Source organism: Tabrizicola sp. (genome assembly GCF_034366665.1).
Lineage (GTDB): Bacteria > Pseudomonadota > Alphaproteobacteria > Rhodobacterales > Rhodobacteraceae > Tabrizicola.
Genome location: NZ_JAXMMF010000084.1, coordinates 1 through 21,386 on the forward strand (window position 1 = coordinate 1; position 21,386 = coordinate 21,386).

Genomic DNA, 21,386 nt, shown 5'->3' on the forward strand with positions numbered 1-21,386 from the left:
GTGAAACCCCCGGTCCGCCCGTCCCACCAGGCACACCGCCTCAATCAACCGCACCGGACCCGTCCCCATCGTAGGGTGCGCTACAGCGCACCATCCGACGGTGCGCTGTAGGGCACCCTACGCACATCCCCCTTTCCCCCAACGCCTCCAATGCTTACCTCTGTCCCAACCGGAGGCCGCACATGCAGCACTATTCCTACCTCGACCTGGCCCCGATCCCCGAAGGCCAGACCGCCGCCCAGGCGCTCAAAGCCACCGTGGACCTCGCGCAAGCGGCGGAAAAAGCAGGCTTCCACCGCTACTGGCTGGCCGAGCATCACAACATGCCCGGCATTGCCTCCGCCGCGACCCCCGTCGTGATCGGCCACGTCGCGGGCCAGACCAAGACCCTGCGCATCGGCGCGGGTGGCATCATGCTGCCGAACCACTCCCCCCTCGTGGTGGCCGAGCAGTTCGGCACCCTCGCCACCCTCTACCCCGGCCGCATCGACCTCGGCCTAGGACGCGCCCCCGGCACCGACATGGGCACCGCCCGCGCCCTTCGCCGCAACATGGCGCAGGAAGACACCTTCCCGCAGGACGTGCAGGAACTCATCTATTACCTAGGCGACACTCCCGGCCAAGTGCAGGCCATCCCCGGCACCGGCACCAATGTCCCCGTCTGGATCCTCGGCTCCAGCACCTTCGGCGCGCAACTGGCCGCTTACCTCGGCCTCCCCTACGCCTTCGCCTCGCACTTCGCCCCCACCCACCTCGACGAGGCGCTGGACATCTACCGCCGCACCTTCCGCCCCTCCGACCGCCTCACCAAACCCTACGTCATGATTGCCATCGGCGTCTCTGCCGCCGCCACCGACGAAGAAGCCACCTACCTCCGCTCCTCCCAACTCCTCGCCTTCGCCCGCCTGCGCACCGGACGCCCCGGCCAACTTCCGCGCCCGACGAAGGACCTCAGCGACATCCCCGAGGCCATCCTGGCTCAGGCGCGCTACGCCCTCTCCTGCTCCGCCGTCGGTTCCCCCGCGACAGTGCGCCGCGAACTCACCGCGCTCATCGCCCGTTACGAGCCGAACGAGGTGATGATCACCGGAATGATGCACGATCCCGCCGCCCGGGTCCGCTCGCTGGAGATCGCGGCCAGCGTCCTTGCAGACCTGATCCAGCCCGCCGCAGCCGCCTGAAACGCCGCGAAACCGGCCCGGGGAAAGTGTTAACACCACCCTAACAGAAAATCCCAACCCCTTGGACTCAATAGACTTCCAAAGTTTGTCCACCGTGGACACATCCGAGATATTTGACCCCGCCCCCCGGTCCCGCTAGCATCTCGCTCCATGAAACCGACCCCCAAACAGGCCCTCCGCGAGACCGGAGTTCGCGTGACCCGCCAGCGCGAGGCGCTCCTCAAGGTCCTGACCGAATCCGAAGACCACCCCGACGCCGCCGAGCTTCACCGCCGTGCCCGCACCCTTGACGACAGCCTGTCGCTCGCCACCGTCTACCGGACCCTCTCGGTCCTGGAACGCGAAGGCGTGGTCCTGCGGCTCGCCCTCGAAAACGGCGGGGCAAGGTACGAGGTCGCCGACGCCCCGCACCACGACCACATCGTCGACCTCGACACCGGCCAGATCACCGAATTCCGGTCGGAAAAGATCGAGCAGCTGCAACGCGAAATCGCAGCCGAGCTTGGCTACGACATTATCCACCACCGGATGGAGCTGTACTGCCGGAAGAAGACCTAAACCGTCCTCACCAGCCGCAGCGCATCATAGATCGCCGCGTGGGTGTTCCGGGCCTCGACCGCGTCGCCGATCCGGAACAGCTGGAACCCTTCGACCACCGGTTGCGGCTTTCCGTCGATCAGGGCGTCATAGTCCACGGCCCCCTTGTTCCCCGAAGCGGGCTTCAACGCGAAGTAGATGTCGGCGAGGGGCTGCGTCCCGTGGTTCACCACCACCTGATCGTAAAGCGCGGTCTTGTTCAGCTTCATGTAATCCGATCCGATCACCGCCTCCAGCTGGTTGCCCGCGCGGCGCACGGCGTCCAGCTTGTAGGTCACCGTGAAGGTCACCGCCTTGTCCTGCAGGGCGCGCATGTAGGGGACCAGGTTCATCCCCATCACCTCGGGCGCAAAGCTGCGGTCGCGGGTCATCACCTCGACCTTTGCGCCGGATTCCGCAATCAATTGTGCCGCCTGCAGCGCCGCATGGTCGCCCGCATCGTCGTAGAGCAGGACGTTCGACCCCGGCTTGACGTCGCCTGACAGGATGTCCCAGGCGGACACCACCAGATCGTTCCCCGCGGCCAGGATATCCGTCTTCGGCAGCCCCCCCGTCGCAATCACAACGACGTCGGGCTTTTCGGCCAGCACGTCCCCAGCCTCGGCCCAGGTGTTGAAGCGGAACTCCACCCCCTTTGCCGTGCACTGCGCCAGCCGCCAGTCGATGATCCCGATCATCTCGGCCCGCCGCTTGGTCTGCGCCGTCAGCCGGATCTGGCCGCCGGGTTGATCGGCCACCTCGAAGACCACCACGGAATGCCCACGCTCCGCGGCCACCCGCGCGGCCTCCAGCCCGGCCGGGCCCGCGCCGACGACGACGACCTTCTTCTTCACCAAAGCCGGTTCGATGTCATGCGGCTGGGTCTCTTCGCGCCCGGTCGAGGGGTTGTGGATGCACAGCGCCATGCCGCCCTGGTAGATCCGGTCCAGGCAATAGGTGGCACCCACGCAAGGCCGGATGTCATGTTCGCGCCCCTCGACGATCTTCCGCACGATATGCGGGTCGGCGATGTGGGCGCGGGTCATCCCCACCATGTCGACCTGGCCCGTCGCCACCGCGTGCCGGGCCGTCGCCACGTCCGGGATGCGCGCGGCGTGCAGCGTCGGCATCCCGACCTCGGCCTTGATGCGGCCCGCGAAGTCGAGGTGCGGGGCGGAGCGCATCCCCTGCACTGGGATCAGGTCGGTCATCGCCGGATCGGTGTGGATGCGGCTGCGGTTGATGTTAAGATAGTCGACCAAGCCACTGTCGCGGAACAGCTTTCCCAGAGCCACGCCTTCCTCGATGTCGATCCCGCCCGGCTGCATCTCGTCGACGCCGTAGCGCATGCCGATGATGATGTGGTTGCCGATCCGCTTGCGGATCGCGGCCAGAATCTCCATCGTCAGGCGCGCGCGGTTTTCCAGGCTGCCACCGTAGGGGGCCTCCATCGAATTGGTCAGCGGCGACATGAACTGGTCCAGCAGGTGGCCGTGGCACATGATCTCGATCCCGTCGAGACCGGCCTCGGCCATCCGCTCCGCCGCGTCCACATAGTCGCGGATGATGCGGGCAATGTCCCAGTCTTCGGCCGGTTTCGGGAAGGCCCGGTGCGCCGGCTCGCGGTCGGTGGTGGACGAGACGACGGGCAGCCAGTCGCCCTTGTCCCAACGGGTCCGGCGGCCCAGGTGGCTCAGCTGGATCATTACCGCCGCGCCTGCCTCGTGGCAGTCGTCGGCCAGCCGCTTCATCCACGGCACGATCTCGTCCTTCCAGACCAGAAGGTTGGAAAACACCGGCGGGCTGTCGCGGCTGGTGCTGGCGGAACCCGCCGTCATCACCATCGCCACCCCGGCCCTGGCGCGTTCCAGGTGGTACAGCCGGTAGCGGTCCTTCGGCATCCCGTCGTCGCCATAGGCGGGTTCGTGACTGGTGGTCATGATCCGGTTGCGAAGGGTCAGGTGTTTCAGGTGGAAGGGCTGCAAAAGCGGATCGTTCGACATGGGACCGGCCTGGCTTGGGGGTGGGAATCGGCGTCTGCAGCGACTATCGCAAAACTTGACATATGTGTCGAGTTTGTTCTGATCCGCCTTGTGTGGCGGGATCGGGGATGGTTAGGTCGGGGGCATGAACACACAGAAGACCGAGCGCGGCTGGCGGGGGACGCCGGATCTCTGGCTGGACGCGGCTTACGCACTTCTGGTCGAAGGTGGCGTCGAGGCGGTAAAGGTCATGCCGCTTGCGCAGCGGTTGGGGCTGTCGCGCACCAGCTTCTACTGGCATTTCCCCGACCGCGAGGCGCTGCTGGCGGCGCTTGTCGACCGCTGGAGGGCCAGGAACACCGGCAATCTGGTCGCGCGCTGCGAAGCGCCCGCCGCGACGATCGCCGAGGCGATGCTGAACCTGGTCGATTGCTGGGTGGACCCGCAGCTTTTTGACAGCAGGCTGGAATTCGCGATGCGGACCTGGGGGTTGACCGACCCGGCGGTGGACCGGGCGATGGCCGAGGCCGACGCAACGCGGATTGCGGCGATCACGGCGCTGTTCCGCCGCTTTGGCTATGACGAGACGGAAGCCGACACCCGGGCGCGGACATTGTATCTGACCCAGGTGGGCTACATAGCACTGCGGTCGCAGGAGAGTTTTCAGGTCCGAATGGGGCGGATTCCGGCCTATGTGCTGACTTTTTCAGGTGTCGCACCGACCAAGGCCGAAGTCGCGGCCTTCCGGGCGCGCCACCCGGTCACGTCAGACGAAGCAGCAACTCTTTGAGAAGCCGCGCCTCGTCCGGCGTCAGAGGCGCGACCGTCTCGGCCGACACGGACAAGGCCGTGGGCCTGCGGTCGGCGAAAAGCCGTTCACCGGCCTCGGTCAGGCTGACCGTCAGGCGGCGGCGGTCGGCAGGGTCCGAGTTCGTCGCAACCAGTCCCAGCTTCGCCAGCCGGTCAACGACGCCCTTGATGGTGGCGGCATCCATCGCCGTCTCGCGGCCGAGATGGTTCTGCGATTGCGGGCCGATTTCAACAAGCCGCGCCAGCACGGCGAACTGGGTTGTCGTGACCTCGGGGATCGCGGCGGCAAAGATCGCCAGATGCCGCTGCGTCACCCGGCGCAGGACATAGCCGATCTGGTCGTCAAGGCGGTAGGACTTGGCATCGGTCATGGGTCCGCGATACGACTTGCGGTTGATCGGCGCAAGACCGTTGACAGAATCCCGCAGGGGTCACAGTCTGTTGTTACGCAAATGATTTCGGGGCTGCCGTGGCGGATTATGCCCGACCTCAGACACTGACCGAGGCTCTTCGTCTGATGGCGGAGGGCCAGTCCCGCGTGCTGGCGGGGGGCACCGATCTTTACCCGGGCGCGGGTGCGCGGCTGGCAGGTCCCGTGGTTGATCTGGGCGCCGTGGCCGGGCTTTCCGGTCTGCAATCAGGGCCAGGTCTGCAGTCAGGTCTGCAGTCAGGTCTGCGCATCGGTGCCGGGACAACCTGGACCACGCTGGCCGAGGCCGATCTCCCCCCCGCTTTGCGCGCCTTGCAGCAGGCGGCAAGGCAGGTCGGCGGGCGGCAGGTCCAGAATGCCGGAACCATCGGTGGCAACCTGTGCAATGCCTCCCCCGCGGCGGATGGCGTGCCGCCCTTGCTGGCCGTGGGGGCAGAGGTCGAACTGATCTCCCAGTCCGGCACACGGCGTCTGGCGCTGTCTGATTTTCTGCTGGGCCCCCGGCGCACGGCGCTTGGGCCTGGTGAGGTTTTGACCGCGATCCTGATTTCGGACAGCGGGCGGCAGGGCCGGTCCGCCTTTGTGAAGCTGGGCGCGCGGTCGCATCTGGTGATCTCGATTGCGATGGTGGCAGCGCGGCTTTTCGTCGATGCGGGCCGGGTGGTCGACGCGGCAGTTGCGGTTGGGTCCTGCTCGCCCGTGGCGGTCCGGCTTCCGGCGGTCGAGGCGGCCTTGCGCGACTCACCCGTGTCCGAAGTCGGGGACCGCATCCAGGCGACGGACGTGACCGCAGCCCTGACCCCCATCGAAGATGTGCGCGCGACAGCGGCCTATCGGCGCGAGGCGGCGGTCGAGCTTGTCCGCCGGGCCGTGGCCGAGGCGCTGTCATGATCCGCTTTTCGCTGAACGGGGCTTTGGTCGAAGTGGACGCGCCACCCACGGAACGGCTGTCCGAAACCCTGCGCGAGCGGCTGGGCAAGACGGGCACCAAGGTTGGCTGTGATGCGGGCGACTGCGGGGCCTGTACAGTCCTTCTGGACGGCGCGGCGGTCTGCGCCTGCCTGACGCCCGCCGCGCGGGTCTCGGGGCGCTTCGTCACGACCATCGAAGGCGACACGCCCGAGCTTTCCCGCCTGCGCGCCAGCTTTCATGCCCACGGCGCGGCCCAATGCGGCATCTGCACGCCGGGAATGCTGCTGACGGCGGCCGACCTGCTGACGCGCACTGCCCGCCCGTCCGAACCCGAGGTGGAGCAGGCGCTGGGCGGCGTCCTTTGCCGGTGCACCGGCTATCGCAGCATCATCGCGGCGGTCGTCGCGGCGGGGCAGGGCGTTCTGCCGGATGAGCCGGCGGGCGGCATCGGTGCCAGCGTGCGTCGCCTCGACGGTGCCGCCAAAGTCGCGGGCGACAGTTTCGGGGCTGACGACTGGCCCGAAGGCGCTCTGATGGTGAAGGTGGTCCGTTCGCCCCACCCCCATGCGGCGTTCCAGATCGGCGACCTGACCGGCTTCCGCGCCCGGCCTGGCGTCGTCGCCATCTTCACCGCGGCTGACATCCCCGGACGCAACGCCTTTTCGGTGATCCCGCCCTTCGCCGACCAGCCCGCCATCGCCGCCTCTCCCGCCCGGTTCCGGGGGGAATGTGTGGCCCTGGTGGCTTTCGAGCCGGGGGCAGAGCCCGACCTGACCGGCTTCCCGATCACCTGGACCCCGCTTGCCCCCCTTGCCACGCCCGAGGCAGCCGAGGCAGGCGCGCCGCTTCATCCCAATCGCCCCGGCAATCTTCTCGTCGAAGGCCGCGTGGCCAAGGGCGATGCGGCCAGCGCCCTTGCCGGCAGCGCGCATGTCGTCGAAGGGACGATGACCACCGCCTTTGTCGAGCACGCCTATATCGAGCCCGAGGCGGGTGCCGCCTGGATGAAGGGCGACACGCTGGTCATCCGCGCCTGCACCCAGGCCCCCGGCATGGACCGCGAGGATACCGCGGCGATCCTGGGGCTGCCACTGGACCGGGTCCGCATCATCCCTTCGGCCACGGGCGGGGGGTTCGGCTCCAAGCTTGATATCTCGCTGCAACCCCTGATTGGGCTCGTGACGCTGAAGACAGGCCGCCCCTGCCGGATGATCTACACGCGGGCCGAAAGCATGGCCTCGACCACCAAGCGCCACCCGGCCGAGATGCGGGGCCGGATCGGCTGTGACGCGCAAGGCCGGATCACGGGGCTGGAGTTCGAGGGCCGCTTCAACACCGGGGCCTATTCCAGCTGGGGGCCGACCGTGGCGAACCGGGTGCCGGTGCATGTCTCGGGTCCTTACCTGACGCCCGCGATCACCGCCAAGGCAAAGGCGATCCACACCCACGGGCCGGTCTCGGGTGCGTTCCGGGGCTTTGGCGTGCCGCAAGGGGCGCTGTGGCAGGAAACGCTTTATGACCGCCTTGCCGACAAGGCCGGGATCGACCGGCTGGAGTTTCGTCTGCGCAACGCCCTGCGCGATGGCGATCCGTCCGCAACGGGTCAGGCCCTGCGCGCGGTCGGCATCCACGACTGCCTGTCGGCGCTGAAGCCGCACTGGACGCGCGCCTTGGCGGAAGCAAAGGGCCAAAAAGGACGGGGGGTCGGCGTCGCCTCGTGCTGGTATGGCTGCGGCAACACGGCGCTGCCGAACCCGTCGACCATCCGCATCGGCCTGTCGCCCGGGGGCCAGGTCATCCTGCACCAGGGCGCGACCGACATCGGCCAGGGCTCGAACACCGTCATCCCCCAGATCGCCGCGGAAGCGCTTGGCTTGCCGCTGACGGCCTTCCAGCTGATCGGCCCCGACACCGCGCTGACTCCGGACGCGGGCAAGACCTCGGCCAGCCGCCAGACCTATGTCACCGGTCGCGCCGCCAAGGCCGCCGGCGAAAGCCTGCGCGCCGAAATCCTGCGCCGCGTCAATGCGGGCGAGGGCGCTGTCCTGTCGCTTGACGGCAGCACCCTTTGCGTCCGCGACCGGGGCACGGCGACGCAGATCGACCTTGCCAGCCTGCCCCCGGATGCCAACGGCCACGCCCTGAGTGCCGAAGCCACCTATGATCCGCCAACATCGCCCCTCGACGCCCACGGCCAGGGCGCACCCTATGCCGTCTACGGCTACGGCGCGCAGATGGTGGAACTGGCGGTGGACGCGGCCCTTGGCACGGTCCGGCTGCTGAAGATCACCGCCGCGCATGACCTGGGCCGCGCAATCAACCCGATGCTCGCCAGGGGTCAGATCGAGGGCGGCATCGCCCAGGGAATCGGCATGGCGCTGATGGAGGAATACCTCCCCGGCCGGACCGAGAACCTGCACGACTACCTGATCCCGACCTTCGGCGACGTCCCCCCGATCGAAAGCCTGCTGATCGAGGTCCCCGATCCCGAAGGTCCCTTCGGTGCCAAAGGCCTTGGCGAACACGTCCTGATCCCCACCGCCCCCGCCATCCTGAACGCGGTCCGCCACGCCACCGGGGCCGAGATCACCTGCGTTCCCGCCTTGCCGCACAGGGTCCGCGAGGCCCTTGGCCCGGCCTTTCATACTGGCGAAAATATCCCGGGGGTCCGGGGGCTGGCCCCCGGCGGGTGGCGCGGATGACCGATACCGGTGAAAAGCTCCGCTGCGATGCCTGCCCGGTGATGTGCTACATCGCCCCGGGCCAGACCGGGGCCTGCGACCGCTACGCGAATGACGCGGGCCGGATCGTGCGGACCGACCCCGTCGTCATGCTGTCCCACACGGTGGAAGCCGGGGGCCGCATCGTCCCCTTCGCGGCACGTGACTGGGACGGCGCACCGGTCCCGGCCGACGCCTTCGTCACCGGCATCGGTTCGGGCACGACCTACCCGGATTACAAGCCCGCGCCCTTCATCATCGCCTCCCAGGTGGACGGGGCCGACATGGTCACCGTGGTGACCGAGGCGATCTTCTCGTACTGCGGCGTCACGGTGACGATCGACACCGACCGCTTCCTTGGCCCGGAGGGCGCGGTCGTGTGGGTTCAGGGCGAACCCATCGGCCAGGTCACGACCGCCGAATACGGGTCGCAGATGCTGTCGCTGGGCGGCGTCCACCACCTGACCGGCGGCACCAAGGCCGAAGGACGGATCACCTGCGCTGCGCTGTTGGCGCTTTGCAACGGCGAGGCGGTGGAACTGGTGATCGACGGCGGCTCGACGGTGGTCGTGCAGGCGGGGCAGGCGCCCATCGTGGACGGCCTGCGCGAACGCCGGATGCGGGTCGGCTGCGGCTCGGCCACCATCGGCATGTTCGCGATGCAATGGCAGGGGCTGGTGGACGAGGTCGTGGTGGTCGACGACCACATCACCGGCGTCGTCAGCGAACACCAGGCGGGCAAGGTGATCGGCTGGCCGCCGTCGGGCATCCGGATCAAGGGTCACCGGTCGACGCCGGGGCGGTATTTCAAGGTGTCCGAGCCGGGCCAGGGCTGGGGCGGCACCCGCTTGTCCGACCCGTTGGAGATTCTGGGCGAATGGAACCCCAAGAAGGGCGCGCGACCGGGTTTGCGGCTGCTGATGGTCTCCACGACCGGCGAGCAATATGCTTACTACGTCCTCGACGACAGCCTGCAACCCGTCCGGCAGGACTTGCCACAGGACTTGAAGGCCTCGGTCGAACTCATTGACGAGAATTGCGAATCCTCTCTGTGCACGGTCCTTTTCGTGGGCGGGGCTGGCGGGTCCCTGCGTGCCGGAGTGGCGAAGAACCCGGTGCGGCTGACCCGCTCGGTCCAGGGCGGGGCCACGCGGCTGACCTCGGGCGGGGCCGAGACCTATGTCTGGCCCGGCGGAGGGATCACCTTCATGGTTGACGTCACCCGCCTGCCCAAGGGGGCGTTCGGCTATGTGCCCACCCCGGCGCTTGTCGCGCCCCTGGAATTCACCCTGCCGCGCGCCGAATACCTGGCGATGGGCGGCCACGAAGAGAACATCCGAACGCTGGACCAGTCGGTGGCCGAGGGGGGCGAGTATCCCACCGCAGCACGGGTCACGCCGTGGCCCTGACCTCCCCCCTCCCGCACCAAGCCGTCGCCGCCCTCTTGCCGGGCGGGCGGCTGCATCTGCAGCACGGCCCCATCGACATCGTGGCCGAGGCCTTTGGCGACGCGCCCGCCATCCGCGCTGCCTATGCCCGCGCTGCGGCCCGCTTTGCCGGCATCCTGGACGACCTGGTGGCCGAACTGCCCGCCCTGCGGTCGCCTGCCGCGGACGTGACCGGCAGTGTCGCCCGACGGATGGCCGCGGCCGTGGCCCCGTTCCGCCCGGCCTTCATCACTCCGATGGCGGCTGTTGCTGGATCGGTCGCCGAAGAGGTGCTGGCCGCGCTGACCGGGCCCGGCATTTCCCGCGCCTATGCCAACAACGGCGGCGACATCGCGCTTTGGCTGGGGCCGGGGGAAAGCCTGACCTGTGCGCTGGCCGCTTCGCCACTGGACCGGGTGACCGTGCGCGCCGCCGACCGGGTCCGGGGCATCGCGACGTCGGGCTGGCGGGGGCGCAGCTTCTCGCTGGGGATCGCAGATGCCGTCACCGTGGTGGCGCGCACGGCGGCGATGGCTGATGCGGCGGCGACGATGGTGGCCAATGCGGTGGACCTGGATCATCCCGGCGTCCGGCGGCGACCGGCGCGCGACGTGCAGAGCGACAGCGATCTGGGCGACCTGCAGGTGACCGTCGCGGTGCCGCAACTTGCGCCAGATGACCGGGCAAAGGCTCTTGCGGCGGGCCTGCGGGCGGCGGAAGCGTTCCGCGCGCGGGGATTGATTGAAGATGCTGCACTTTTCCTGCAGGGTGAGATGCAGGTGACGGGTGGCCTGGCGCTGGCGCAGGGGGGTGCAAGTGGCTGATTTCGCAGTCCGGAAGATCGTTGTGCAGCTGGAAGAGATCCGGCACGAAGGCGGGCCGCTGGTGCAGCCTCCGCCGGTCCGGGGGGCGATCTATGCAATCTGCCAGAACCCCTTCGCGGGGCGCTACAGTGCCGACCTCCACCCCGCGATGGAGGATCTCAAGCCCCTGGCGCTGGAGTTGACCGACCGTCTGGTTGCAGTCCTGGGCGGCCGCGAGGGGATCGACGCCTATGGCAAGGGGGCCATCGTGGGTGAGGGTGGCGAAAGCGAACACGGTGCGCTCTGGCATGTTGCAGGCGGCTACGGGATGCGCGAGCGGCTGGGCGAATGCCGGGCCATCGTGCCCTCGGTGATGAAGGTCGGCGGCATGGGGGCGACGCTGGACCTGCCCTTGGGCCATCTGAACGCGGCCTATGTCCGCTCGCGGTTCGACACGATCACGCTGGCTTGCGCTGACGGACCCCGTGCGAACGAGGTCCTTTTCGCGCTTGGCATGGCGCGCGGGGGCAGAGTGCACAGCCGGATGGGCGGGCTGGAGGTCCATCAGGTCAAGGGAGAGGACGGGCTGAGGTGAAGCGCACCCCAAAATCCTTCGACGGATTTTATCCAAAGTTTTCGAAAGCTTTGGGGGCGGGCGGACTGGCCGTTCTTCTGGCGCCCGGCGTGGCCTTCGCCTGCGCACTGCCGCCTTCGGTCATCCTGACGCTGCCCACCGGCCACTACATCACCGCGGCGGCACTGACCGTGGCCCTGACCGCGATCATGGGCGTCACGGCCCACCGCCTTCCGGTCATGGCCCCGCATCTTGTGTGGGAGCGGCGGGTTCTGCTGCCCGCCAGCCTGACTTCGTATCTGTCGTTCCTTGCCTTTCTTGGCCTGATCCTTGTCGGCCTTTTTGGTGCGCGCGACCCGATGCACAACCTGATGACTCTGGTCTTCTGGACCGGGGTCTGGATCGCGGTCCCGCTGGGTTCGATGCTTCTGGGCAACCTCTGGCGGCCGCTGAACCCCTGGACTGGTCCCGTCCGCATCGCGCGCACGCTTTTGGGCCGAACCGGCAGTATCGGCCTTGCGCGCCTGGGTCATTGGCCGGCCGTCGCAGGCTACGCGGGCTTCGTGTGGTTCCAGATGGTCTCGCTTTACCCCGACGACCCCGCCGTCCTGGCCCAGGTCGCTTTGACCTATTGGGCGGCGATCTTCGCCCTTGCCGTGCTGGAGGGCGAGGACTGGCTGGCCCAGGGCGAGTTCCTGACCGTCCTCTTCGGCTTCATCGCGAAGGTTGCCCCGCTTTGGCACGAATCCGACGTCCAGCGGACGCGCCTCATTCGGGGGTGGCCCGGCACGCAGGTCCTGTCGATGCCGCCGCTCAGCCCCTCGGCCGTGGTCTTCGTCAGCCTTGCGCTTGCCGCCCTGACCTTCGACGGTCTGGCCGAGACCTTCTGGTGGCAGGCGCTGATCGGCGAGAACCCGCTGGAGCCCACCGGACGCAGCGCGGTGATGTGGGAAAACACCGGGGGACTGCTGGCGATCTGGGTGCTGACGCTGGGCCTGATCCTGGGGTCGATCCTCCTTGGTCGCCGGATTGGAGGAGGCTTTGCGACCGGGCCGGTGATGCTGTCGTTTCTGGCCATCGCGGCGGGCTATCACGCGGCGCATTACCTGGTGATGCTGCTGACCGCCGGGCAATACACTCTGGCCGCGCTGAACGATCCCCTGATGACGGGGGACAACTGGCTGGGCCTGCCGCCCTTTTTCGTCTCGTTCGGCTTTCTGACCGATCCGCGGGTCATGCCGGTGATCTACGGCCTGCAGTTCGCCGCGATCCTGGGCGCGCATCTTCTGGCGGTGCTTCTGGGGCTGAAGCTGGCCGGGCAGGGCGCGCGTCCGCTGGCGCACCTGCCGATGACGCTGCTGATGGTGGGGTATACGGTGCTCGGACTGTGGCTTCTGTCCACCGCCAGGTCCGGGTGAAAAGGCTGGACAAATCCGGGCCTTGGCCCGCCAATGCAACCAAAGGCCCGAAGAGAGGCCGCAACAGTGGAGAGACGGACATGACGAACGGATTGCTTCACCCCACCCGCCGCGGGCTTCTGATGGCCGGGGGGGCGGGTCTTCTGACCGCCGCGCTGCCGGGCCATTTGGCCGCGCAGGCGGCTCCGATCAAGATCGGCTTCCAGCTGCACCGCACCGGCATCGGCGCGGCCTACGGGCGCTGGTACGAACGCACCGCGCAAGCCGCGCTGAAGGCGATCAACGACGGCGGCGGGATCGCGGGGCGGCCGGTCGAGATCCTGTTCGAGGACGACGCGACCGACCCCAAGCGCGGGTCCGAAGTCGTCGACAAGCTGACCCAGTCCGACGGCTGCGACCTGGTGATGGGAACGCTTTTCTCTCATGTCGTCATGGGGTCCGCGCCAAGGGCAGGGGAGCTGAAGGTGCCCTACCTCGTCTGCTCCGAGGGCTACCATGTCGCATCGGGTGCCCTGAACCGCTGGACGCTGCAGCCCGGCATCACCGACGTGCGCGCACAGATCTCGACGATGGCGCCCTGGGTGTCGGCGAACCTGGGCAAGAAGGTCACGATGGTCTTCCCGGATTATGCCTTTGGCCACGATCACCGCGACTTCTTCACCGCCGCGATTCAGGCTCAGGGCGGCGAGGTGATCGCCCAGATCGCCGTGCCGCCCACGGAGACCAGCTTCACCCGCTATTTCCCGCAGATCCCCGCCGAGACCGAGGTTCTCTATCACGTCATGGTCGGCCCGGCCGTCCTGACCTTCGTCAAGGAGCTGGGCGAGTTCTACGGCACGGGTGCAAAGCCGCAGCTTTTCGGGTTCATCGACAGCCTTGAGGCGGTGGACACCGCGACGCCGGGCCTGGAGTTCCTGGAAGGCAGCCACTTCTGGGAGGCGCATCCCCGCGTGAAGGCCGCCGATGCCGGGGAACATGAAGCCGCCTACCGCGCCGCCGTCGGTGTGGATGACAACGGCGCATCCGTCAGTGATGCCGCGGATGTGTCGACCTACAGCCACATGTTCTCGACCTGGGAGACCCTGTTCTTCGTCAAGCAGGCGATGGAGGCCTCGGGCTATGCAGGCCCCGCCGACCGGCAAAAGTTGGTCGAGGCGATGGAGGCGATCACCGATCTGCCTTACGGGATCGAACGGCCGCAGGGGGCCAAGCGCTTCAACGGCAAGACGCACCAGGTCTTCGGGTCGCAGCACATCGCCCAGGTGCAGGGCGGCAAGCTGGTGAAGGTCCACACGACGACGATCGACGAGGGGCTGTACGAGGACGCGGTCGACTACACGACGATGTCCTTCTGACGAACGGAAGGTGGGCGGATCGCCCACCCTACTCCCCCGCGTAGGGTGGGCGATCCGCCCACCTTCCCCACCCACGGACAGACATGGCCTTCGGACCCTTCCTGCTTCTTGCCCTAATGGAGGGCCTAGTGACCGCCGCCGTCCTTGCGCTGGCGGCGGCCGGGCTGAGCCTTGTCTTCGGCGTCATGCGCGTCGTCAACGTGGCGCATGGCGAGTTCTACATGCTGGGCGCGGTCCTGGCCTGGGCGGTCACCACGATGATCCCCGGCCCGCCCGCGCTGGCCTTCCTGGCCGCCGTCATCATCGCGCCAGTTCTGGTGGCCGCGCTTGCCGCCGCCGCCGACGGGCTGATCCTGAAGCGGCTGAACTACGACCCCGAGGCCACCATCGTCGCCACCATCGGCCTTCTCTACATCCTGCAGCAGGCCGCGCTGTCGTTTTATGGCCCGAACGCCTACCCCGTCACCGCCCCCTTCGAGTGGCGCATCCAGCTTCCGTGGTTCGGCTATTCCGGCTACAAGCTGTTCGTCGTCCTAGCCGCCGTGCTGGTGCTGCTTGCCCTCTGGCTGTTCATGACGCGGACCCGGGCAGGTCTCATCATGCGCGCCACGCAAGTCGACCGGATGACCGCCCAGGCCTTCGGGATCAACGTGGACCGGGTCTACATGGGCACCTTCGCCCTTGGCGCTGGGCTGGCCGCGCTGGCAGGGGTCCTGGTCGTACCGATCAGCCAGGCCCAGTACCTGATGGGCCACGACCCGCTTCTGCTGTCCTTCATCGTGGTCATTATCGGCGGGCTTGGCAGCCTGCGCGGCACTCTGATCGCCGCTCTGGTCATCGGGCTTTCTGACGGCGTGATCTCGATGTTCTTCACCCCGACGCTGGCGAAGATCCTGGCCACGCTTCTGGTCGCTTTGGTCCTGGTCTTCCGCCCGCAGGGCCTGTTCGGAGCGAAGGCGTGAAGGTCTGGACCCTGCATCTGGTGCTTCTGGCGATCCTCTTCACCGCGCAGTTCTGGCTGTCGCCGTATCACGCCACCAACCTTGCCCGGATCATGGTGCTGGCGGTCTTCGCGATGGGCTACAACCTGGCCTTCGGCTATACCGGGCTGCTCAGCCTGGGTCATGCCCTTCTCCTTGCCGCCGGGATGTATGCTGCAGGCCTGCCCGCCCAGCTTTGGGGCTGGAGCGCGGGTCCCGCGTTCATTGCGGGCATTGCCGGAGGCGGGCTGATGGCCGCGACCCTGGGCCTTCTGGCCCTGCGCACGGCGGGCGTCAGCTTCATGATCGTGACGCTGATGTTCGCGCAAGCCGGGTTCCTGACGCTGTTGTACTTCGCCCCGATTACCGGCGGGGACGACGGGTTTGCCGTGGCCGCCACCAGCCGGAGGCTTTTCGGCTTTGACCTTTCGACCGACACCCCCCGCTTTCTCGCCGCGCTGACGATCTTTGGCGTGGGCCTGCTTGCCAGCCTTGCCCTGGTCCGCTCTCCCTTCGGCCGGACGATGGTTGCGATGCGGGAAAACGAGGAACGCAGCCGGATGCTGGGCTACAACCCCTTCACTGTGAAACTTGTGGCCCTGACGATTTCCGGCCTTTACGCCGGGGCCGCGGGGGCCGCCTATGCGATACTTTTCGGCTATGTCGGGGCCAGCTTCGCCACGATCCAGTATTCCATCCTCCCCATGCTTTACGTGCTGATGGGCGGGGCTGGAACGACCTTGGGCCCCTTCCTTGGCGCGCTGTTGATGTTCGTCCTGATCGAGGCCGCGACAGGCGTCACCACGGCGCACCAGTTCATCGTCGGTGCCGCCCTGGTGGTGCTGATCCTATTCGCGCCAAAGGGCTTGCTGGGGACGGTCCGGGAAAGGTGGGTCCGGTGGCTGCCCTGATCGACCAGCTCCTGATCCAGACCAAGCAGTTGACGCTGCATTTCGGCGGGCTCAAGGCCGTCGACGGGGTCGACTTCACCCTGCGTCAGGGCGAGATCCACGGCCTGATCGGTCCAAACGGTGCGGGCAAGACCACTTTCGTCAGCCTGTTGTCCGGCCGCCGTCTGGCCCAGTCCGGCACCATCCTTCTGGCCGGGGAAGACATCACGCAGCTTCCCGCGCATCAGCGCGTGCGCAAGGGCATCGCCTACACGTTCCAGATCACCTCGATCTTTCCGCGTCTGACCGTCTTTGACAACGTGGCTTTGGCAGTCCAGTCGCACGGGACCCGAGACCTCGCCACGCGAACCCGCGCAGCCCTCGCAAGGGTTGGGCTGCAGGGGCTGGAGGACCAGGAGGCGCAGACCCTGTCCTACGGCCACCAGCGCCTGCTGGAACTGGCGATGGGCCTGGCGCTGAATCCGCGGCTGCTGATCCTGGACGAGCCGACCCAGGGCCTTGCCGCGTCCGAGATCGAGGGCTTCAAGGCTCTGGTCCGCAGCCTGGTCCCCGCCACGACGGTCCTCTTGATCGAACACAACATGGAGGTGGTGATGGACCTTGCCACCCGGATCACCGTTCTGACCTTTGGCCGCGTGCTTGCGACCGGCACACCCGCCGAGATCCGCGCCAATCCGTCCGTGCAGGAGGCCTATCTTGGCGCTTGAGGTCCAGGGCCTGACGGCGGGCTACGGTCCCGTCACCGTTCTGCGCGGCGTCGATTTCCGGGCCGAGCCGGGGCAGATCATTTGTCTGATGGGCCGCAACGGGGTGGGAAAATCGACCTTTCTCAAGGCGTTGATGGGATTTCTTCCAGTTGCCTCGGGAACCATATTGCTGGACGGCATGCCGCTTCACGGTCTTCCCGCCCACGATATCCCGAAGCGTGGTCTTGCCTACGTGCCCCAGGGCCGCAGGTTGTTCGGGCCGCTGACGGTGGCCGAGAACCTGGCGGTCGGGGGGCTTGTCCGTGGCAACGACAGCGCTACGCTGGACCATGTCCTGACCCTGTTCCCCCGCCTGCGCGAACGCCTGACCCAGATCGCGGGAACCCTTTCGGGCGGAGAGCAGCAGATGCTCGCCATCGCCCGCGCCCTGTGTCTGCGCCCCAAGGTCCTGCTGCTGGATGAACCGACCGAGGGGCTGCAGCCGTCGATGATCGCCCTGATCCAGGATGCAGTCCGGACCCTGAAGGCCGAGGGCGTGGCCGTAGTCTTGGTCGAACAGCGGGTCGATGCGGTGCTGAAGCTGGCGGACCGGGTGGCGTTCATGGTCGCGGGCCGGATCGAGGAAGTGATGCCGGTCAAGGACTTGTCGCCTGACGCTGATGTGTTTCGAACCTATGTGGGTGTCTGAATGACCGGGCTTGTGGCGGGTGTCGATGTGGGCGGGACCTTCACCGATCTGGTGATCTTCGACCCGGCGAGCGGCGCTGTCCGGCTGGCCAAGGTGCCGACGACCCTGCCCAACCAGGCCGGCGGGGTCCTGAACGCCTTTGCCGAGGCCGGGGCCGATCTGTCCGCGATCGACCTGATCGTCCACGGCACCACCACGACGACCAACGCCGTGCTGGAACGCCAGTTGGCGAAGACCGGTCTGATCACGACGATGGGCTTCCGCGACGTGCTGGAGCTGGGCCGTCGCACCCGCCCGCAGGCCTACGGGATGCATGGCCGCTTCGTGCCCGTCATCCCCCGCGACCTGCGGCTGGAAGTGCCGGAGCGGATGGATGCGCGGGGTCGCGTGGTCACGCCGCTGGATGAAGCCGCGCTTCGTCTGGCGGTGACGCGCCTGCGTGATGACGGCTGCGAGGCGCTGGTCATCCACTTCCTTCACGCCTATGCCAACCCCGCCCACGAACTGCTGGCAGCCAAGGTTGCGCGCGAGATTTGGCCCAATGATTACATTACCTTGGCGCACGTTCTTCTATCTGAGTCTCGCGAATATGAACGGGGCGTGACAGCGGCGGTGAACGCCTCGGTCCAGCCGCTGCTGGAGCGCTACATCGCCCGGCTGGCCTCAGAACTGGCCGCAAAGGGCTATGCCCGCGACCTTCTGGTGATGAACGGCAACGGCGGGATGGTTGCGGCCAAGGACGTCGCGAAAGAGGCGGTGAAGACCGTGATGTCGGGTCCGGCCTCGGGGGTGATGGCGGCGGTGGCGACGGGGCGGCGGGCCGGGATGGCGAACCTTCTGACCTATGACATGGGGGGGACGTCGACTGACGTGGCGATGATCCGAAATGGTACCGCGCCGGTCTCGAACGAGATCGAGGTGGAATATGCCATGCCGATCCATGTGCCGATGGTCGATGTGCGGACAGTCGGCGCCGGTGGAGGCTCTATCGCCCGGATCGACGCGGGCGGCATGCTGCGGGTCGGGCCGGAGAGTGCCGGGTCGACTCCGGGTCCCGTCTGTTATGGCCGGGGCGGGACGAAGGTCACGATTTCGGATGCGAACCTGATCCTTGGGCGGCTGCCTGCCAGCCGGTTCGGTCAGGCGGCAGAGGCTGCTTTTGCGGCGATGCAAGAGCAGATTGCCGTGCCTTTGGGGCTGTCGGTCGAAGCGGCCGCCGAGGCGGTCATCCGCATTGCCAACACGCATATGGCGGGGGCGATCCGGATGGTTTCGATCTCGCTGGGGGCCGATCCGCGCGACTTTGCCCTGTTCGCCTTCGGCGGGGCGGGGCCGCTGCATGCGGTGGCTTTGGCGAAAGAGTTGAACGTTCCCAAGGTGTTGATCCCCGCCCGGCCCGGCATCACCAACGCGCTGGGATGTGTGGTGGCCGATCTGCGGCACGACTTTGTGCGGACCCTCAACCGACCCTTGGACGGGGTGGAGATGGGCGAGGTCCACAGGGTTCTGGCCGCACAGGAGGCCGAGGGTAGGCGTCTGATCGGGTTGGAGAAGATCGCGCTGACCGCGGTTCGGGCGGAGTATTCGGCGGACATGCAGTTCGTGGGCCAGACGCATCTCTTGCGGGTGCCGCTACCGTCGGCCACCCCGCCGCGGGAGGACCTGCAGCACCTGTTCGAGGCGGCCTATCACGCCCGCTTCCGGGTGGACCTGCCGACGATCCGGGCGAACCTGGTGAACCTGAACGTCTCGGTCATCGGCGAGCGTCCGGCGCTGGACCTGTCGCGGTTGATCGATCCGGCAGGGCGGCGCGGGGCTGCCGAGGCCGCCACGACGCGCAAGGTCTGGTTCGGGGGCTGGCAGGATACTCCGGTCTATTGGCGCGATCATCTGCCTCTGAAGATCGACCTGCAAGGCCCTGCGATCATTGAGCAAATGGATACAACGATTGTCGTAGATCCGGGGGCGAGGGTGACGTCAGACGCCGATGGCAACCTGATCATCGAGGTTAATGAATGATTGATCCCGTCACCCTCGCGGTCATTCAGGCGGGCCTGCAGCAGGTCTGCGACGAGATGGACCTGACGTTCTCGCGCGCGGCGTTCAGCCCGGTGATCGCCGAGGCGGATGATCGGTCGGACGGCATCTATTCTGCGGTGGATGGCAGCTTGATTGCGCAGGGGGCAAAGGGGCTGCCGGTCTTTGTCGGTGTCATGCAGTTTTCCACGCGGACGATTCTGGAGCGGATCGCGGCCGGGGTGACGGCTGCCCCCGATCAGGGTGACATATACATCGTGAACGATCCGTATCTGGGCGGCACGCATCTGATGGACGTGCGCTTTGCCATGCCGGTCTGGCGCGAGGGGCGCATCTTCTGCTGGCTTTCGAATACCGGGCATTGGCCGGATACCGGGGGCGCGGTGCCGGGCGGGTTCAGCGCCAGTGCGATCAGCGCCGAGCAGGAAGGGCTGCGGATTCCCCCGGTGAAGCTGTTCAAGAAGGGCGTGCTGGACCAGGAGATTTATCAGATCATCTGTTCGAACATCCGGGTGGCGGAACAGCGGATCGGGGACGTGAAGGCCCAGGCCTCGGCGCTGCTGGTGGGGGCCGAGCGGCTGGCGGCGCTGCTGGATCGCTATGGCGATGCGACGGTGACCGAGGCGATTGCCGAGATGCGGCGGCTGGCAGCGCGGCAGATGCGGGCGATGATCGGGCTGATCCCGGAGGGTGTCTATCGGGCGACGGCCATCGTGGACAGTGACGGGGTGGTCAACGAGCCGCTGACGATTGCGCTGGCGGTGACGAAGGCGGGCGATGGTCTGACCTTCGATTTCGCGGGGTCGTCGCGGCCTTGCATGGGGCCGATGAACTCGGTCCGGGCGACGACCTTGTCGGCGGTCTATCTGGCGATGCGGCATATCTTCCCGGACGTGCCGATTTCAGCGGGCGCGTTCGAGCCGCTGGAAGTCTTTGGGATTGAAGGCACTTTTCTGGACGCTCAGTATCCCCGCCCGGTGTCGGGCTGCGCGGCCGAGGTCAGCCAGCGGATCGCCGAGGCGGTCTTTGCCGCTCTGGTGCAGGCGGTGCCAGAGCATGTCACGGCGGCCCCGGCGGGGACTTCCGGCAACTTCGGGTTGGGCGGACATGACCCGGAGAAGGGCAGGGATTACGTGATGTACCAGATCTCGGGCGGGGGGTATGGCGGCTTTGCGGGGGGCGACGGGATCGCGAATGGCTGTTCCACCATCGGGATCTCCAAGGCTCCCCCCGTCGAGATCATGGAGCAGACCTATCCGGTACTGTACCGCCGCTACGCGCTGCATGAAGGCTCGGGCGGGGCGGGGCAGCATCGGGGGGGCTTTGGGCTGGACTACGAGATCGAGCTGTTGCGTGGTGAAGCGCGGGCCTCCTTCGTGATGGACCACGGGCGGGTCGGGCCGCAGGGGGCGTTGGGGGGTAGCGATGGCGCGGTGAACCGGGTGGAGGTGATCCGCGACGGCGTGGTCATGGTGCCGGAGCATCTGTCGAAGGCGCAGGACATCGCGCTGAAGCCGGGGGACCGGGTGCGGGTCCGGACGCCGGGGGGCGGGGGGTATGGGCCGCCGGAAAAGCGCGATCCGGCGCTGGTGGCCGAGGATGTCCGGTTGGGCCGGTATTCGGCAGAGGAAGCCGCGCGGATGTGGCCGAGGCCGGAATAACGGGCGGGTGGTGGAGCGGTCTGCGCAACGGGACGTGTGGCTTCTGGCAAGTGTCTGGGAGCGCTGGGTTAAACTGCGGGAAGCCACCGAATTTCCACGTCTGGAACGCGTATGGAAAGCGTCTGGCTTTCGTATGGACGTGCGGCGGGACAGCAGGTCGTTAACCAGTCTGGGCGAATCGGGGGGAACCCGGAGCCCCCCCTCACCCTGACCC

The 21,386-nt window shown here is 67.4% G+C and carries 18 protein-coding genes; 16 read left to right on the top strand and 2 right to left on the bottom strand.

The window, feature by feature from the left end; translation table 11 throughout:
* The first annotated feature begins 182 nt into the window (after positions 1-182).
* Both U1E69_RS11265 and U1E69_RS11270 read left to right on the top strand, forming a co-directional pair.
* Positions 183-1,181: an LLM class flavin-dependent oxidoreductase gene (locus U1E69_RS11265; RefSeq protein WP_322244472.1), complete on the top strand. Its 999-nt coding sequence runs from the start codon at positions 183-185 to the stop codon at positions 1,179-1,181.
* Positions 1,182-1,331: 150 nt separating this feature from the next.
* Positions 1,332-1,739: a Fur family transcriptional regulator gene (locus tag U1E69_RS11270; protein ID WP_322244473.1), complete on the top strand. Its 408-nt coding sequence runs from the start codon at positions 1,332-1,334 to the stop codon at positions 1,737-1,739.
* On the opposite strand, the gene U1E69_RS11275 is transcribed toward U1E69_RS11270, so the two are convergent.
* Positions 1,736-3,760 carry an NADH:flavin oxidoreductase gene (locus U1E69_RS11275; protein ID WP_322244474.1) on the bottom strand — a complete coding sequence of 675 codons (2,025 nt, stop codon included), beginning with the start codon at positions 3,758-3,760 and terminating at the stop codon, positions 1,736-1,738. The two genes, U1E69_RS11270 and U1E69_RS11275, sit on opposite strands and share 4 nt — an antisense overlap.
* A 124-nt stretch (positions 3,761-3,884) precedes the next feature.
* Between U1E69_RS11275 and U1E69_RS11280 the strand changes: the two genes are divergently transcribed.
* Positions 3,885-4,529 carry a TetR/AcrR family transcriptional regulator gene (locus U1E69_RS11280; RefSeq protein ID WP_322244475.1) on the top strand — a complete coding sequence of 215 codons (645 nt, stop codon included), beginning with the start codon at positions 3,885-3,887 and terminating at the stop codon, positions 4,527-4,529.
* Here U1E69_RS11280 and U1E69_RS11285 read toward each other — a convergent pair.
* The gene (locus U1E69_RS11285; RefSeq protein ID WP_322244476.1) at positions 4,501-4,920 is read right to left on the bottom strand and encodes a MarR family winged helix-turn-helix transcriptional regulator; all 420 of its coding nucleotides are present in this window, start codon (positions 4,918-4,920) and stop codon (positions 4,501-4,503) included. The two genes, U1E69_RS11280 and U1E69_RS11285, sit on opposite strands and share 29 nt — an antisense overlap.
* 98 nt (positions 4,921-5,018) lie before the next feature.
* Here U1E69_RS11285 and U1E69_RS11290 point away from each other — a divergent pair, with 98 nt between their 5' ends.
* The 13 genes from U1E69_RS11290 to U1E69_RS11350 all read left to right on the top strand — a co-directional run bounded on the left by U1E69_RS11290 (position 5,019) and on the right by U1E69_RS11350 (position 21,172).
* Positions 5,019-5,870: an FAD binding domain-containing protein gene (locus tag U1E69_RS11290; RefSeq protein WP_322244477.1), complete on the top strand. Its 852-nt coding sequence runs from the start codon at positions 5,019-5,021 to the stop codon at positions 5,868-5,870.
* Entirely contained in the window at positions 5,867-8,593 is a 2,727-nt protein-coding gene (locus tag U1E69_RS11295) for a molybdopterin-dependent oxidoreductase (protein ID WP_322244478.1), read from the top strand. The genes U1E69_RS11290 and U1E69_RS11295 overlap by 4 nt, the downstream gene beginning before the upstream one ends.
* Positions 8,590-10,020: a 6-hydroxynicotinate reductase gene (locus tag U1E69_RS11300; protein WP_322244479.1), complete on the top strand. Its 1,431-nt coding sequence runs from the start codon at positions 8,590-8,592 to the stop codon at positions 10,018-10,020. Before U1E69_RS11295 ends, U1E69_RS11300 begins: the two co-directional genes overlap by 4 nt.
* Entirely contained in the window at positions 10,011-10,862 is an 852-nt protein-coding gene (locus tag U1E69_RS11305; RefSeq protein WP_322244480.1) for a UPF0280 family protein, read from the top strand. Before U1E69_RS11300 ends, U1E69_RS11305 begins: the two co-directional genes overlap by 10 nt.
* Complete coding sequence (locus tag U1E69_RS11310) at positions 10,855-11,436, top strand: amino acid synthesis family protein (RefSeq protein WP_322244481.1); 582 nt, start codon at positions 10,855-10,857, stop codon at positions 11,434-11,436. Before U1E69_RS11305 ends, U1E69_RS11310 begins: the two co-directional genes overlap by 8 nt.
* Positions 11,433-12,833: a hypothetical protein gene (locus U1E69_RS11315; RefSeq protein WP_322244482.1), complete on the top strand. Its 1,401-nt coding sequence runs from the start codon at positions 11,433-11,435 to the stop codon at positions 12,831-12,833. The genes U1E69_RS11310 and U1E69_RS11315 overlap by 4 nt, the downstream gene beginning before the upstream one ends.
* Positions 12,834-12,913: 80 nt before the next feature.
* The gene (locus U1E69_RS11320; protein WP_322244483.1) at positions 12,914-14,188 is read left to right on the top strand and encodes an ABC transporter substrate-binding protein; all 1,275 of its coding nucleotides are present in this window, start codon (positions 12,914-12,916) and stop codon (positions 14,186-14,188) included.
* A gap of 83 nt (positions 14,189-14,271) precedes the next feature.
* The gene (locus U1E69_RS11325) at positions 14,272-15,150 is read left to right on the top strand and encodes a branched-chain amino acid ABC transporter permease (RefSeq protein ID WP_322244484.1); all 879 of its coding nucleotides are present in this window, start codon (positions 14,272-14,274) and stop codon (positions 15,148-15,150) included.
* On the top strand, positions 15,147-16,079 hold the full coding sequence (locus U1E69_RS11330) for a branched-chain amino acid ABC transporter permease (protein WP_322244485.1): 933 nt from the start codon (positions 15,147-15,149) through the stop codon (positions 16,077-16,079). The genes U1E69_RS11325 and U1E69_RS11330 overlap by 4 nt, the downstream gene beginning before the upstream one ends.
* A complete protein-coding gene (locus U1E69_RS11335) occupies positions 16,076-16,786 on the top strand; it encodes an ABC transporter ATP-binding protein (RefSeq protein ID WP_322244516.1) in 711 nt (236 codons plus the stop codon). Before U1E69_RS11330 ends, U1E69_RS11335 begins: the two co-directional genes overlap by 4 nt.
* Positions 16,773-17,474 (top strand): ABC transporter ATP-binding protein, encoded by a 702-nt coding sequence (locus U1E69_RS11340; RefSeq protein WP_416200278.1) that lies wholly within the window; start codon positions 16,773-16,775, stop codon positions 17,472-17,474. The genes U1E69_RS11335 and U1E69_RS11340 overlap by 14 nt, the downstream gene beginning before the upstream one ends.
* Positions 17,475-19,493 carry a hydantoinase/oxoprolinase family protein gene (locus U1E69_RS11345; protein ID WP_322244487.1) on the top strand — a complete coding sequence of 673 codons (2,019 nt, stop codon included), beginning with the start codon at positions 17,475-17,477 and terminating at the stop codon, positions 19,491-19,493.
* Positions 19,490-21,172: a hydantoinase B/oxoprolinase family protein gene (locus tag U1E69_RS11350; protein WP_322244488.1), complete on the top strand. Its 1,683-nt coding sequence runs from the start codon at positions 19,490-19,492 to the stop codon at positions 21,170-21,172. Before U1E69_RS11345 ends, U1E69_RS11350 begins: the two co-directional genes overlap by 4 nt.
* Positions 21,173-21,386: the final 214 nt, after the last annotated feature.

Excerpts from the sequence above, each read along its gene's own strand:
- U1E69_RS11265 (WP_322244472.1), top strand. The coding sequence starts at position 183 with ATGCAGCACTATTCCTACCTCGACCTGGCCCCGATCCCCGAAGGCCAG.
- U1E69_RS11270 (WP_322244473.1), top strand. The coding sequence starts at position 1,332 with ATGAAACCGACCCCCAAACAGGCCCTCCGCGAGACCGGAGTTCGCGTG.
- U1E69_RS11275 (WP_322244474.1), bottom strand. The coding sequence starts at position 3,760 with ATGTCGAACGATCCGCTTTTGCAGCCCTTCCACCTGAAACACCTGACC.
- U1E69_RS11280 (WP_322244475.1), top strand. The coding sequence starts at position 3,885 with ATGAACACACAGAAGACCGAGCGCGGCTGGCGGGGGACGCCGGATCTC.
- U1E69_RS11285 (WP_322244476.1), bottom strand. The coding sequence starts at position 4,920 with ATGACCGATGCCAAGTCCTACCGCCTTGACGACCAGATCGGCTATGTC.
- U1E69_RS11295 (WP_322244478.1), top strand. The coding sequence starts at position 5,867 with ATGATCCGCTTTTCGCTGAACGGGGCTTTGGTCGAAGTGGACGCGCCA.
- U1E69_RS11300 (WP_322244479.1), top strand. The coding sequence starts at position 8,590 with ATGACCGATACCGGTGAAAAGCTCCGCTGCGATGCCTGCCCGGTGATG.
- U1E69_RS11320 (WP_322244483.1), top strand. The coding sequence starts at position 12,914 with ATGACGAACGGATTGCTTCACCCCACCCGCCGCGGGCTTCTGATGGCC.
- U1E69_RS11325 (WP_322244484.1), top strand. The coding sequence starts at position 14,272 with ATGGCCTTCGGACCCTTCCTGCTTCTTGCCCTAATGGAGGGCCTAGTG.
- U1E69_RS11345 (WP_322244487.1), top strand. The coding sequence starts at position 17,475 with ATGACCGGGCTTGTGGCGGGTGTCGATGTGGGCGGGACCTTCACCGAT.
- U1E69_RS11350 (WP_322244488.1), top strand. The coding sequence starts at position 19,490 with ATGATTGATCCCGTCACCCTCGCGGTCATTCAGGCGGGCCTGCAGCAG.